Source organism: Kitasatospora sp. NPDC057198 (assembly GCF_042670125.1).
Classification (GTDB): Bacteria; Actinomycetota; Actinomycetes; order Streptomycetales; family Streptomycetaceae; genus Kitasatospora.
Genome location: NZ_JBHUWH010000208.1, coordinates 1 through 12,944, shown reverse-complemented (window position 1 = coordinate 12,944; position 12,944 = coordinate 1). Strand labels below are relative to the sequence as shown.

Annotated in this window: 14 protein-coding genes; 8 read left to right on the top strand and 6 right to left on the bottom strand. The window is 75.8% G+C overall.

Annotated elements, in window-relative coordinates; translation table 11 throughout:
* Positions 1-42: 42 nt before the first annotated feature.
* Positions 43-705 (bottom strand): Tat pathway signal sequence domain protein, encoded by a 663-nt coding sequence (locus ACFUEL_RS22585; RefSeq protein ID WP_380238385.1) that lies wholly within the window; start codon positions 703-705, stop codon positions 43-45.
* A gap of 227 nt (positions 706-932) precedes the next feature.
* Positions 933-1,865 (bottom strand): hypothetical protein, encoded by a 933-nt coding sequence (locus ACFUEL_RS22580; protein WP_380238383.1) that lies wholly within the window; start codon positions 1,863-1,865, stop codon positions 933-935.
* Positions 1,866-2,408: 543 nt separating this feature from the next.
* Here ACFUEL_RS22580 and ACFUEL_RS22575 point away from each other — a divergent pair.
* From ACFUEL_RS22575 to ACFUEL_RS22555, 5 genes are all read left to right on the top strand, one after another.
* Positions 2,409-3,038 carry a DUF6230 family protein gene (locus ACFUEL_RS22575; protein ID WP_380238381.1) on the top strand — a complete coding sequence of 210 codons (630 nt, stop codon included), beginning with the start codon at positions 2,409-2,411 and terminating at the stop codon, positions 3,036-3,038.
* Complete coding sequence (locus tag ACFUEL_RS22570) at positions 3,028-3,621, top strand: DUF6114 domain-containing protein (RefSeq protein WP_380238379.1); 594 nt, start codon at positions 3,028-3,030, stop codon at positions 3,619-3,621. The genes ACFUEL_RS22575 and ACFUEL_RS22570 overlap by 11 nt, the downstream gene beginning before the upstream one ends.
* A 178-nt stretch (positions 3,622-3,799) precedes the next feature.
* Complete coding sequence (gene pxpB / locus ACFUEL_RS22565; protein WP_380238377.1) at positions 3,800-4,456, top strand: 5-oxoprolinase subunit PxpB; 657 nt, start codon at positions 3,800-3,802, stop codon at positions 4,454-4,456.
* Between the two features lie 17 nt (positions 4,457-4,473).
* Positions 4,474-5,337, top strand: a complete 864-nt coding sequence (locus ACFUEL_RS22560) for a biotin-dependent carboxyltransferase family protein (RefSeq protein WP_380238387.1) — start codon at positions 4,474-4,476, stop codon at positions 5,335-5,337.
* Between the two features lie 40 nt (positions 5,338-5,377).
* Complete coding sequence (locus tag ACFUEL_RS22555; protein ID WP_380238375.1) at positions 5,378-6,127, top strand: phosphotransferase family protein; 750 nt, start codon at positions 5,378-5,380, stop codon at positions 6,125-6,127.
* A gap of 17 nt (positions 6,128-6,144) precedes the next feature.
* On the opposite strand, the gene ACFUEL_RS22550 is transcribed toward ACFUEL_RS22555, so the two are convergent.
* The 3 genes from ACFUEL_RS22550 to ACFUEL_RS22540 form a co-directional block, all read right to left on the bottom strand.
* Entirely contained in the window at positions 6,145-7,401 is a 1,257-nt protein-coding gene (locus tag ACFUEL_RS22550; protein ID WP_380238373.1) for a VWA-like domain-containing protein, read from the bottom strand.
* Entirely contained in the window at positions 7,398-8,642 is a 1,245-nt protein-coding gene (locus ACFUEL_RS22545; RefSeq protein ID WP_380238371.1) for an AAA family ATPase, read from the bottom strand. Before ACFUEL_RS22545 ends, ACFUEL_RS22550 begins: the two co-directional genes overlap by 4 nt.
* A gap of 103 nt (positions 8,643-8,745) precedes the next feature.
* Positions 8,746-10,086: a hypothetical protein gene (locus tag ACFUEL_RS22540; protein ID WP_380238369.1), complete on the bottom strand. Its 1,341-nt coding sequence runs from the start codon at positions 10,084-10,086 to the stop codon at positions 8,746-8,748.
* 313 nt (positions 10,087-10,399) lie between these two features.
* On the opposite strand from ACFUEL_RS22540, the gene ACFUEL_RS22535 reads away from it, so the two are divergent.
* The 3 genes from ACFUEL_RS22535 (at position 10,400) to ACFUEL_RS22525 (ending at position 12,380) form a co-directional block, all read left to right on the top strand.
* Positions 10,400-11,302, top strand: coding sequence for an oxygenase MpaB family protein (locus tag ACFUEL_RS22535; RefSeq protein ID WP_380238367.1), 903 nt, complete (start codon positions 10,400-10,402; stop codon positions 11,300-11,302).
* A 465-nt stretch (positions 11,303-11,767) separates the two neighbouring features.
* Entirely contained in the window at positions 11,768-11,953 is a 186-nt protein-coding gene (locus ACFUEL_RS22530; RefSeq protein WP_380238365.1) for a hypothetical protein, read from the top strand.
* Positions 11,954-12,059: 106 nt separating this feature from the next.
* Complete coding sequence (locus ACFUEL_RS22525; protein ID WP_380238363.1) at positions 12,060-12,380, top strand: WhiB family transcriptional regulator; 321 nt, start codon at positions 12,060-12,062, stop codon at positions 12,378-12,380.
* 207 nt (positions 12,381-12,587) lie between these two features.
* On the opposite strand, the gene ACFUEL_RS22520 is transcribed toward ACFUEL_RS22525, so the two are convergent.
* On the bottom strand, positions 12,588-12,944 hold a 357-nt coding region (locus tag ACFUEL_RS22520), incomplete at its 5' end, for an ATP-binding protein (protein WP_380238361.1).

The window sequence follows — 12,944 nt, the reverse complement described above, 5'->3', positions numbered from 1 at the left end:
CGTGGGGGTGGGCGCGGCGCCCGGACGGGCTTCGGTGGAGCGTCAGTTGACGAAGACCGTGCCGCCGAGGGTGGTGTCGGTGACCGGGCCGTAGGCGGCCGAGAAGCTGATGGCGGCGAAGCAGATGCTCGGACCGGTCAGCTTGGTGAAGCCCTGGTTGGCCATGGTGATCTGCGCCGGGGAGTTGGTGGCGTTGCCGTTGAGGGCGCCGCCGGTGGAGGAGTAGGTGCACAGGGCGTTGCCGGCCAGGGTCTTGAGGTTGACGACCGCCTGGATGGAGCCGCTGAGGGTGACCGGGAACCCGGCGGAGTCGGAGATGCTCAGGGTGTAGGGCAGGTTGCTCATGGTCAGGCTGTTCACGCCGCTGACGCCGACCACGTTGGAGGTGCAGCCGGAGAAGGTCAGGGTGCCGACCGGGCCGGACGCGGTGGCGGAGCCGGTGGCGAGCGGGTTGCTGCTCACGCTGCCGCCGATGGTGGAGGCGGTGCACTTGACGCCGGTGGTGGTGCCCGGGTTGTACATGGTGGCCAGGGTGCCGCTCACCAGGTTCGCGGACAGGCTGTCGCCGACCCCGACGGCGGCGCCGGTGCCGGCGATGGTCAGCACCGGGGTGGTGCCGGCCGCGTCGGCCGGGACGGCGGGCAGGGCGAGCAGGGCCCCGGCGGTGGCGAGGGCGGCGACGCCCGCGAAGGTGCGGTTGCGCATGAGGGTTCGTTCCTTCCGGTGGGTGGGGCGGACGGAGCTGCTCCGGCGAGGCCGCCGGAGCGCGTGCCGGCCCCGCGCTGGGGACGGGGCGGCGGCACGGGTCGGTGGGGGAGCGGCCCCGGTGGGGCGGGGCCGGTGGAACGGGCTTCGGTGGAACGGGCTTCGGTGGAACGGGCTTCGGTGGAACGGGAGCCGGGGGAGCGGGAGCCGGTGGGCCGCCGCCCGGGTCAGTGCGCGGCGCTGTCGCTCAGCGCGGCGGTGAGGTCGGCGATGTCGGTGTCCAGCACGAAGGAGGCATTGGTCTGCTGGAAGCTCACCGAGTCCTTGCCCGGGGCGGCGGGCAGGCCCATCGTCCAGTTGATGATCTGGTTCAGTGAGCCGAGCAGGCCGCACCCGCTGGCGCCGGGCACCGCGAAGGTGTTGTCGACCAGCGAGGCGTTGGTCTCCGAAATGGCCAGCGCGCCGTGCCCGTTGGGGTCCGGGGCGTAGTCCAGGGTGCCCGGGTCGCCGGTCATCGGCGGGGTGGAACCGGTGGCCCCGGTGGTGGGCTTCAGCAGCAGCGGCGCGGCGTCCGAGCCGACGTAGCAGTGCCCGCCGAACAGCGCGTTGTACAGGTGCAGTTTGATCGGCAGCTGGAACACCGGGTACGGCTCGCCGGTCGCGAGCGGGGTGAACTTGGTGACCGGGCCCGCGAGTTCGACCTGCGCGAAGACGCTGGTGATGCCGGGCAGGTAGTTCTGGATGCCCGGGATGTTGATCTGCACCATCGGCGCGCTGAGCAGCGGGGCGCCGGTGGGCGGCACCACGGTGTACTGGTTGGCGGTGCTGCCGTCCGGGAACGCCACCTCGGGCGCGGACTTGTCCCAGTAGAAGCCGAACTGCAGCGTGATCGGCGAGTTGAACGCCACCACGGTGCTGCCGAGGGTGAACTTCCCGGCGTTGGTCACCGACACCAGGCAGCCCACCTGGAGGTTGGCCGGGTCGTGCATGGCGGGCGCGGAGAGCGGACAGTTGCCCATGCCGGTGTACGGCGCACCGGGGGCCGCGGTGCCGGTGGCGGCGGAGGCCGGGGCGGCGCCCGCCAGCAGCGCGGCCGAGGCCAGGGCGGCGGTGGCGGACAGCAGCCGGCGGCGCTTGGGGGTGGTGGGAGGGAAGCGCATGGCGGGGCACTCCTGACGGCAGGGGGCGGGGGCAGGGGGACGGAGCCGGGGAACGGGGGCGCTCGACGCCACGAGCGGCCGGACCGGGGGGCGCACGACTGCCACCGTCGCGCCGCAGTGGTCCGTGGTACCGGGAACGCGGCGCCCCCGTACGGGGAAACGCGCCGGGCCGGAGCGGGAACGACCCGGGGCGCGGCCGTGACGCCGTGGTTACCGCCGGGTACCTGCCAAGTTCTAGGCGGCTTTCCGGCTCAACGTCAAGGAGGAGAGCGGAAGTTGGGAAGAAGGTGAGCGGAGTTCGGTCGGATCGGTGATCCAAGTGCCCCACCAGTCACAGAAGTTGACTTGCATTCAGGAATTTCCGGACGGTGCGCGAAGTATTGACCAGCCATGTACCCCGGGGTAACTTCCAGTCAGCCCGCCGGTTGTGAGAAAGATCGTCAACTGCACTGCCGTGCACCACAGTTGGAGATCCAGGCTCACGCCAGACCCGCCCGCACCCGGCGAGCCGCGGATCCCCCACCCGACCCTCTGGAGCTGTCCATGGCACCCTCCGCAGAACAACCCGCCGCCACCCCGACCGGGCGCGGCCGGGTACGGCTGCGCCGCGCCGCACTGATGGCGATACCGGCCTGCGTCACCGCGGGCGTCCTGGTGACCCTGACCGCGCAGAACGTCCTCGCCACCCAGTTCGCCATCTCCGGCATGGCCTTCGAGGTCACCGCCGACAGGCTGGACGGCAGCGGGTTCGAGCAGTTCGGCACCCTCGACAACATGATCGAGAACAGCCCCAACGCCGGCGACACCGGCGGCCAGCTGTTCCTGATCCAGACCGTGGTCAAGCAGGCGTCGCTCACCAAGCTCTGCCAGAGCGTCAACCTGGGCGGCATCAACCTGCTGATCACCGCCGGCGACAAGGGCACCCCCGTCACCGCCGAGAACCTCACCACCGACTCCGACCTGATGAGCGGCGACGCCGAGTTCAAGGGCCTGGAGGTCGGCCGCGACGCCAGCACCTTCGACAAGGGCGGTGTGGCGGGCCCGCCCGGCATGTTCGGCCAGCAGGGCGACACCGTCACCGTCGACCACTTCCGGCAGCAGAACTACGCCACCACCGCCGGCACCTTCCGGCTGCCCAACATGCACCTCAGCTTCAGCAGCGATGGCTGCTGAACCCGGACCGGCACCGGACCGGGCGGCCGACACCACGGCCGCCCGGCCCGCCGATGCCACCGCTGAGCAGGCTGCCGCGTCCGCCCAGGAGCCGTCCGCCGCGCCCGCCCCGGAGCAGCCCGCCCCGGAGCAGCCCGCCCCGCGCGGCTTCGCCGGCTGGCGCGGGCGCCGGCCGTTCTGGGGCGGCCTGCTGGTCGTCCTGGCCGGAGCCGAGATCCTGTTCACCGAGAAGGCCCCGATGCGGATGGTCATCCGCATCGGCATGCTCGGCCTGGCCGGCTACGTCATCCCCGCCCTGATGGTGCTCTGCGGACTCCTGCTGATCTTCCACCCCGTCCAGCGGGTCTTCTACTCCCTGCTCGCCGTCCTCGCCACCCTCGGCAGTTGGGTCACCTCCAACCTCGGCGGATTCTTCATCGGCATGCTGCTCGGCCTGATCGGCAGCAGCCTCGCCTTCGGCTGGCTCCCCGACCAGCCCAGGCGCCGCCGACTGCTGCGCCGCACACCGCAGCCCGCGCCGCCGCCTCCCCTGTCGGGGCGCGGACCGGACTACGGACCGGAACACGAAGCCACCCCGGCCTGACCGGGGCGGCGCCCGGCGGAGGAGCGTGGCCACCGCCGGACGCCCCGACCGCGGCCCCCGACACCGAGCGGGCGGGGACCGCGGCCGGGCCCCGCCGCTTGGTACCTTGGGCAGCCGACGGCCCGTGACCGGGCACGACGGCGGGCCGGGAACGACGGCGGACGGGACGGGGACAGCGGTGCGGGTACTGCGGTGCGGCAGCGACGCCGTCCTGATCGAGGCCGAGGACGCCGAACAGGTCCAACGGCTGCACGCCGCCCTCCGCGACGCCCCGCCCACCGGCACCGGCGAACTCGTCCCCGCGGCCCGCACCGTCCTGCTCCGCTACGACCCCGCCGCCACCGACTGGCAACGCCTGCGCGCCGCCGTCACCGCGCTGCCGCTGCGCGAGGCACCGCCCGCCGCGGCCGCCGAGACGGTGCGGATCCCCGTCCGCTACGACGGCCCCGACCTCGCCGAGGTCGCCCGGCTGGCCGGACTGACGCCGCGACAGGTCGTCGAACGCCACACCGCGGCCCGCTACCGCGTCGCGTTCTGCGGCTTCGCCCCCGGCTTCGCCTACCTCACCGGCCTCGACCCGCGCCTGCGGGTGCCGCGCCGGGCCGAACCCCGCACCCGCGTCCCCGCCGGGGCGGTCGCCGTCGCCGACGAGTACACCGGCGTCTACCCCCGCACCTCGCCCGGCGGTTGGCAACTGCTCGGCAGCACCGACCTCCCGCTGTGGGATCCCGCCGCCGACCCGCCCACCCGGCTGCGCCCCGGCACCGCCGTGCGCTTCGTCGCGGTCGGGGAGGCCGGGGAGGCCGGGGGCGGCGTCTCGGGGGGCGGGGCGTGAGCGGGGGCGCCGCCGGTGTGCGGGGCGGGGTGCTGGTGGTTCGGGCCGGGTACGGGGCCACGGTGCAGGACCTGGGGCGTCCGGGGCTGGCCGCGCTCGGGGTCGGGCGTTCGGGGGCCGCCGACCGGGGCGCGTTGCGGCTCGCGAACCGGCTGGTGGGCAACCCCGAGGGTGCCGCCGGGCTCGAAATGCCGCTCGGCGGGGTCGAGTTGGAGTTCGGCCGGGCCGCCACCTGCGCGCTCGCCGGGGCCGACTGCCCGGCCTGGGCGGACGGCCGTCCGGTCGCCGCCCGCACCCCGCTGGCGGTGCCCGCCGGAGCCCGGCTGCGGATCGGCACCCCCGGACGCGGCCTGCGGGTCTACCTCGCCGTCCGCGGCGGCCTGGACGTCCCCGCCGTGCTGGGCTCGCGCGCCACCGACACCCTCGCCGGGCTCGGACCCGAACGACTCGCCCCCGGCCTGCTGCTGCCCGTCGGCGCCGCCGCCACCGGCTGGCCCGCCGCCGACCACGCCCCGTACCGCGAACGGACCGGCCCCGTGCTGCGGGTGGTCCCGGGCCCCCGCGAGGACTGGTTCACCGCCGCCGCGCTGCGCACCCTGTGCGGCGAGCCGTACACGGTGACCGCCGAGAGCGACCGGGTCGGGATGCGGTTGGAGGGCCCCGTCCTGGAACGGGCCCGGGGCGGCGAACTGCCCTCCGAGGGCATGGTGCCCGGCGCACTCCAGGTGCCGCCGTCCGGACGGCCGATCCTGTTCCTCGCCGACCACCCCGTCACCGGCGGGTACCCGGTGATCGCGGTGGTCCACCGGGACGACCTGGACGCCGCCGCGCAGGCCCGGCCCGGCGACGCGCTGCGCTTCCGGGTGGCGGACGGGCGCTGAGCCCGTGTGACGGGCCGGACCCGGGGGTACGGGACGGCCCATGGATGAGGTCGAAGTCGTCGTCGCCCACTCCGAGCGCGCGACCCTGCGCGTCGGCGACGTGTTCCTGAAGGTGGACGCCGACCGGGCGCGGCTGGACGCCGAGGTCGAGGTGATGTCCCTGGCGCCGGTGCCGGTTCCGGAGGTCCTCTGGTACCGGCCGCCCGTGCTCGCGCTGGCCGCCCTCCCCGGGACGACGCTCGGACGGCTGGGCGGGCCGGCCGCCGGCAGCCCGGCGGGGTGGGCCGCGGCGGGCGCCGCGATCCGGGCGCTGCACGACGCGCCGCTGCCGCCCCGCCTCGGCCGGGCCGGCCGGAGCACCGACGTGCTGGCCGCGGAACTCGAGGACGAGTGCGGGCAGTTGGTGGCGGAAGGCGTCCTGCCCGCCGCGCTGGTGGACCGCGGCCGCCGGGTCGCCGAGGCCGCGCTCCGGCCGTGGCCCGAGGCGTTCACCCACGGCGACCTGCAGATCGCGCACGTCTTCGTCGACGGCGACCGGGTCACCGGTGTCATCGACTGGTCCGAGGCCGGGCGCGGCGACGCCCTGTACGACCTGGCCACCTTTGCGCTCGGGCACGAGGAGTACCTCGGCGACCTCCTCGCCGGCTACGGCACCGGCGTCGACCTCGACGTGATCCGCGGGTGGTGGGCGCTGCGCAGCCTGCTGGCCGTCCGCTGGCTGGCCGGGCACGGCTTCGACCCCTTCGCGCCGGGCTGCGAGGTCGACGTGCTGAAGTCCCTCGGAAAGTAAGGCACTTGGCGGCCGGGTCAGCCGAGGGTGACGGTCTTCGCCCAGGACGGCGGATCATCGGGGACGTAGTCGGGCTCGTCCTCGTTCACCCGGCGGTGGCGCGGGAACAGGCCGACGACGGTGCGGCACGGCGGAGCGGCGCTCGGCCACGGGGTCTGGCCGTCGGTCAGGACCACCAGCACGTCGGGGGCGGGGCGCCGCGCCAGGGCGGCGGCGAAGCCGGTGCGCAGGTCGGTGCCGCCCCCGCCGACGAGCGCCAGCCCGCTCCCGTCGGCGGCCTGCCGGACCGCCCGGGCGGCCGCGTCGCAGGAGACCACCGAGACCAGCTCGCGCCGCCCGCCCACCGCGCGCAGGATCGCCGCGGTCTCCAGCAGCGCGGTGCCCAGTTCGGCGTCGCTGACCGAGCCCGAGGTGTCGACGACCACCGTCACCCGGGGCGGGCGGTGCCGCAGCGAGGGCAGCACCACCCGGGGCAGGCTGGTCGAGCGGCGGGCCGGGCGGCCGTAGCCGTAGTCCGCCCCGGCGCCCGCCGCGGCGATCGTGGAGCGGATCGCCGCGCCGAGCAACTGCCGCCAGGGCTGCGGCGGGTGGAACGCCTCCTCGGCCCAGCGCCGCCAGCCCGCCGGGGTGTCGCCGGGCCGGGCCAGGATGCCCTGGGCAACCCGGAAGCGGACCAGGTCGCGTTCGTGGTCGGCCAGGCCGTTCGCGCCGTCCGGGCCGAGCTCCCACTCCCGGTCCAGGCCGTCCGCGCCGCTGCCGCACTCCAGCCACACCAGGTGCTGGTGCTTGGTGCCGATGGTGAACTGCCGCAGGTAGTCCTCCATCAACTCGCCCTCGGCCAGGCCCAGGGTTTCCGGGTAGACGGCGGCGGCGGGCCGGACCAGACCGTCGCCGAACGCGTCGTCGTTGATCTCGCAGTCCGCGGCCAGGTTGACCCGCAGCCGGCCGGCGGGCCCGTCCAGGCCCAGCGCGCGCATCGCCAGGTCGCCGCGCCGGGCGTGGTCGCGCAGCAGGTGCGAGACCTCGTGCACCCAGACCGAGGCCAGCTCCTCCTCCGGGGTCCGGTCGACGAATCCGGGCGAGACGTAGCACCGCCAGTGCCGGTCCACCGCCATGGTCGGCACCCGCCGTGACTCCACCACGTGCATCGCGAACAGCGCGGTCGCCAGGTACGGGCGGGCCCGCACCGCCTGCAGCCGGGCGGCGAACAGCTTCTCGGTGTCCAGCCGCAGCGGCACCCGGACGGCCGCCGGCACGGCGGCGGAGGCGCTCACCGCCCACCCGCCCCGGCCGGGACGCGGGCCGCCGCCCGCTCGGCCCGCCGCACGACCTGCAGCGCGCCGGCGAAGCGGTGGATCAACTCCGGTACCTCCCAGGCGTCCTGGCGCAGCGAGGCGAGCGTGGTCACCGGCACCACCAGCACGTCCGGCGGGCAGCTCTCCAGCGCTCGGGCCATCAACGCCCAGGCGGAGTCCCACCGTTCGCGGGTCGGCCGGGAGCGGACGGCGGCCACCACCCCGTCCAGCACGGCCTGCCGCAGGTCGCCGCGTTCGGGCAGCACGGCGGCGGACGGGTCGGCGAGCAGGTCCTCGGGCGCGGGCAGGTCCATCCGGTCGACGGCGGCCAGCAGTTCGAGCCCCGGACCGTCGCCGACGGTGCCGCGCACCAGCAGCGACAGCACCTCCCGGGAGGAACCGGCCGCCGAACCGAACGCCAGCAGCCGCACGGTCATCTCCCAACTGCGCGGCGACGGCCACGCCTTGCCGCGCCGGGTCTCGGCGGACGGCAGCCGGTGGGTCAGCTCGGGCCGGACGGTGAGCAGCCCGCACACCGCGCGGCGGGCGAACTCGACCGCGGCGGGCAGCCGTTCGGGATCCAGCCGGGGCAGTTCGGCGCGCGGCCACACCCCGCCCAGGCCGCGCACCACCACCTCGGCGTCGTGCACCCAGTCCAGGTGCACGAAGCGGTTGGCCAGCGGCGGGCTCAGCTCCCAGCCGTCGGCGGCCGAGGCGCGCGGGTTCGCCGCCGCCACGATCCGCACCCCCGGCGGGAGTTGGAGGGAACCGATCCGCCGTTCCAGCACCAGCCGCAGCAGCGCGGCCTGCACCGCGGGCGGGGCGGTGGACAGTTCGTCGAGGAACAGCAGCCCGCGGCCCTGCCGGACCAGCCGCACCGCCCAGTCCGGCGGCGCCAGCGGCACGCCCTGCGCGGCCGGGTCGTCGCCGATCACCGGCAGGCCGGAGAAGTCGGACGGCTCGTGCACGCTGGCGATCACCGTGGTGAGCGGCAGGTCGAGTTCGGCCGCGAGCCGGTTCAGCGCGGCGGTCTTCCCGATGCCGGGCTCCCCCCACAGCAGTACGGGCAGATCGGCGGCGACGGCGAGGGTCAGCGCCTCGATCCGGAGGTCCTGGCGGGGCTCGGTACTGGACTCCTTCAGGAGGTCCAACAGCCGTTCGGCGACGGCGAGTCGGGAGGAAAGCGGAGAAACGGACCGGGGTGTGACGGAAGAAGGCAAGGGTGATCCACCTTGGGTCGGAAGACGGGTGACGGAAGGTACGGGGTGGGCGGTGCGGGGGCGGGCGCTGCGGGAACGGGCAGGGGCGGGCCGGAGCGGGGTGTCAGCCCCACCAGCCGCGCTGGTGCCCGGCGGAGCGGGAGGAGGCGCGGTGCCGCCGCCCGTTGGGGCGCGGGTCGCCCGACGGCCGGACGGGAGCGGTGTCGTAGCGGCTGCGCTCGGGCTCGAGACCGGCCGCGTGCAGGCTGTGCACCAGGCGCCGCCGGGCGTCGGAATCCAACGCCTCGGCCAGCGGCCCGTCCCGCAACACGGCCCGGGGGCCGAGCAGTTGGCGTACCGCGGCCAGCGCCCCGGCGCGGTCGCCGTGCAACAGCCGCTGCCGGACACCGTCCAGGTCCGCCGGCTGCCGGTGCGCGCGGTCGATCGCCCGCAGGCACGGCAGCGGCGGCCCGCCGAACGCGGCCAGCAGCTCTTCGCGCCGCAGCTGCTCCGGGTCGTGGTCGAGCGGGACGAGCACCCCGTCGACCACGGCGATCCGGTGCGCCGCGCCACGGCACCGCACCGTCAACGGCCCTCCCGTACCGGCTCGTTCGAGAACGGCGGGGTGGTGCTCGGGGGCGAGCGCGGCGGCCACCAGCGGGTGCAGCCCGTCCGGCCCGATCAGCCCGGCGTGCAGCAGCAGCAGATCCGGCGGCGTCCAGGTCGCCGCGTCCGGCAGGACGGCGAGGCCGGGCGTCCGGTGCCGGGCCCGCGGCGGCGGTGCGGCCGGTGGGCCGCCGAGCAGCAGGTGCCGCCGGTGGGCGAGCCGTACCGCGACGGGGGCGTCCGCGGGCAGGCCGTCCGCCGCGCGGACCAGGGAGGCTTCGAAATCCCAGACCGGTTCGGCCAATTGACGGTCCGTCAGATCGGCTGTGCGGTCGGCGAGTTCGGCGGACCGCCGGGCGTCCCAGAGGTGCCGGTGCAGGTCGAGGCGGAAGCGCGGGTCGGGGCGCGGCCGGGGCCGCCCGGAGGCCGGGCGGTCGTCGGCGTCCCACAGCGCCAGTGCGACGCGCTGGCCCGCCGCCGCGCAGCCCGGCGCGGTGCGGGCCACCAGGTGCAGCGGCGCCCCGCCCCCGTCGCGCGGGTAGCGTGCCAGGGTCAGCGTCAGCCCGGGACGCAGCACCCCGTCCGGGGCGGTCCGCGGCAGGTGCCAGCGCAGCAGGTCGGGGGCCAGGTGCTGCAGGTCGGCCCGGAGCCGCCCGGTCAGCTCGGCTCCGTACGCGCGGGTGACGGCGCGCAGCTCGAACGCCGGATCGAATCCGGCTGCTGCGCAGGCTCCGCCCCAATCGCCCAGTGAACGGCGGGCGGTGGCGGTCTCGATCATGGCCGGGGGGACGGCGAAGCGCCGCACGCGCGACCAGAAACTGTTACGGGTGTCCTCGTCCAGGAGGGAAGTGTCGGCCATCAGCACGCACTTCGGAAGGACGGGACCTCCAATCCGTGAGTAGTCATCGCGGCGATCGTAGCCGCCGACCGCCGGACTGTCAGCCCCTTTTCCGTCCCACCCCGACCGCCGGGTTCCCCCGTTACGGCCCCGACGTAGGGTGGGCGGCAAGGGGCCGGGGCGGCCCGCAGCGGACCGGGAACGGCGGTTGGGGATGTCGGACGGACGGACGGCGGACGGCGCCGGGAGCATCGGAGGAGCCGGAGAAACCGGAAGGGGCGGGGGAGCCGGAAGGGGCGGGGGTAGGGGCGGCGGGTGGCGACGGCCCGCCGAGGTGCTGCGGCTGCGCCTGCTGCGGGAGATCAACTCCACGGTGCACGGCGCCGATCTGCACCTGGAGCGCTACGACCGCCCGCCCGGCGACCCCGGGCTGTTCGGGCCGGACAGCGTGGTGTGGCGGGTGCACGGCCACCCCGCCGGGATGCTGGTCGGCGGGTTCGCCGCGCTGATGCTCCAGTCCCTGCACCCCGTGGCGATGCGCGCCGTCGCCGAGCACTCCGACTACCGCACCGACCCGGTCGGCCGGCTGCACCGCACCGCCCGCTTCGTCTCCACCACCACGCTCGGCTCCTCCGCCGCCGCCGAGGCCGCGATTTCCGGCGTCCGCCGCGTCCACGGCTACGTCCGCGGCCGCGACGCCGAGGGCCGCCCGTACCGAGCCGACGACCCCGACCTGCTCTGCTGGGTGCACACCGCCGAAGTGGCCTGCTTCCTGGCCGGCTACCAAGTCTTCGCCGGAAAGCGGAGGTTGAGCGCCCGGCAGTGCGACGACTACTTCGCCGAGGCCGCGCAGACCGGCCAACTCCTGGGCGCGGACGGCGTACCGCTCAGCCGCGCCGCGCTTGCCCGCTACCTGGCCGGGGTGCGCGGCGCCCTGCGGACCACCCCCGAGGCGCTGGAGGCCGTCGCCCTGCTGCGCGACTTCGGCCGCACCGGGCGCGAACGCCTCGCCGTCCGGATCCTCACCAACGCGGCGACCGGCCTGCTGCCCGGCTGGGCCCGCCGCGCGCTCGGCATCCGCCGCCCCTGGGCGGTGCGCCGCCTGTGGGACCGCCCGCTGGCCCGGCTGCTCGGCGCCGCCATGGTCTGGGCGTGCGGCCTGTCCCCGATCCGCGCCGCCGCGACGGCCCGCGCCAGGGCCCGGCCGTCCGTACCGGCGGGCGGCGGCGCGCGCTGACCCCCGGCGCGGAAGCCGTGGCGGAACGCGGCGGGAGGCGACGGCAGGCGGCAGGAGACGGGGGAGACGGCAGGAGACGGAGGGGGACGGCGGCGGAGAGCGCGGCGGAGCGGCCGCCGCACCGGGGCTGGGTACCGGTACGACGGCCGCTCCGGCGTCGTCAGTGGTCGGCGGTGGGTGCGGTGCGCCCGGACGTCAGCACTGGGGCCGGCGGCCGTGGTTCGCTCCGCGCCTCGCGCGGGCCTTCTTCTTGCGGCGGCGCTTCGACGACATGGGCCTCTCCTCTCACGGCGGTGCACAACGGCCCCCCGTCCACCGTGCCCCGTGCGCGCCGGACCCGCCAGCCGGGCCGGTCCCGGACGTTCCACCGGACGCCGCGCCGGTCGGGCGGCGGTCGGGCGGCGGCCGGACGGCACGGGGACCAGGATGGAGGACAGGGGGCCGAGACGAGGCCGTGGAGGCACGATGTCGCACCACACGCACGGGACCCACCAGGACGCGCCGGCCGACGAGTGGCCACCCACCGAGACCCCCGAGGCCCGGATGACCGCGGAGGGCTCGCCGCCGCCGGACGAGAGCGAGAAGACCCCGGAGGACGGCCCCGAGTTCGCCGTCCCGGCCTCCTCGCCGCCGGAGGCCGAGAACGACTGAACGGCGCCCGCCGGAGTGCTTCGCCCGCTGGATCCCGGTTAGACGGACAGGACATCCGATGGTCCGTCCAACCGCTGATCCGACTGTCCGACGGAAGGAGCACCCGATGACCGTGATCTCCCACCTGCCCGGCGCCCTGGAGGAGGAGTGGGACTGGCAGCTCAACGGCGCCTGCCGCGCCGCCGACTCCCAGCTGTTCTTCCACCCCGCCGGGGAACGCGGCCAGGCCCACGAGGACCGCGACCGCGCCGCCAAGGCCGTCTGCGCCCGCTGCCCCGTCCGCGAACGCTGCCTGCTGCACGCGCTGGCCGCCCGCGAACGCTACGGCGTGTGGGGCGGCTGCACCGAGGAGGAACGGCGCGGCATGCTGCGCCGCCGGCGCAACTTCAACCGCAACCGCGCCCACAGCCGGGCCCGCACCCGCTGAACGGGCGGCGAGCGCTCCCAGGCGGGCGCGGAGCACGACGACGGAGGCCGGTCCCCGGGGTGGGGGACCGGCCTCCGTGGTACGCCGTTCCGGATGCTCGGATGCTCGGATGCTCGGATGCTCGGATGCTCGGATGTCCGGACTTGGGACGTTCGAACTCGGGACGCTCGGGCGCTCAGGTGCCCGGAAGAGCGGGCGCCCGGATGCTCAGGCGAGCAGCCGGGTGGCGTCGATCTCGGCCCAGATGGACTTGCCCTGGGCGTGCCGGTCCGCGCCCCAGCGGTCGGCGGTGCGCTGCACGATGTACAGGCCGTGGCCGCCGGGCAGGCCGGGCAGGTGCGGGGTGCGGAGCGTCGGCAGGATCTCGGAGGCGTCGGAGACCTCGATCCGCAGCCGCTCGGGCGTCGCGTCCAGGACGAGTTCGAGTGGGCCGCCGGCGTGCAGCATCGCGTTGCCGACCAGTTCGGCGACCAGCAGTACGACGTCCTCGGCGAGGTCCGGGTCGGGCGGGGCCGACCAGGACCAGTCCCCGAGGGCCTCCGCGGTGAACGCCCGGGCCCGGGC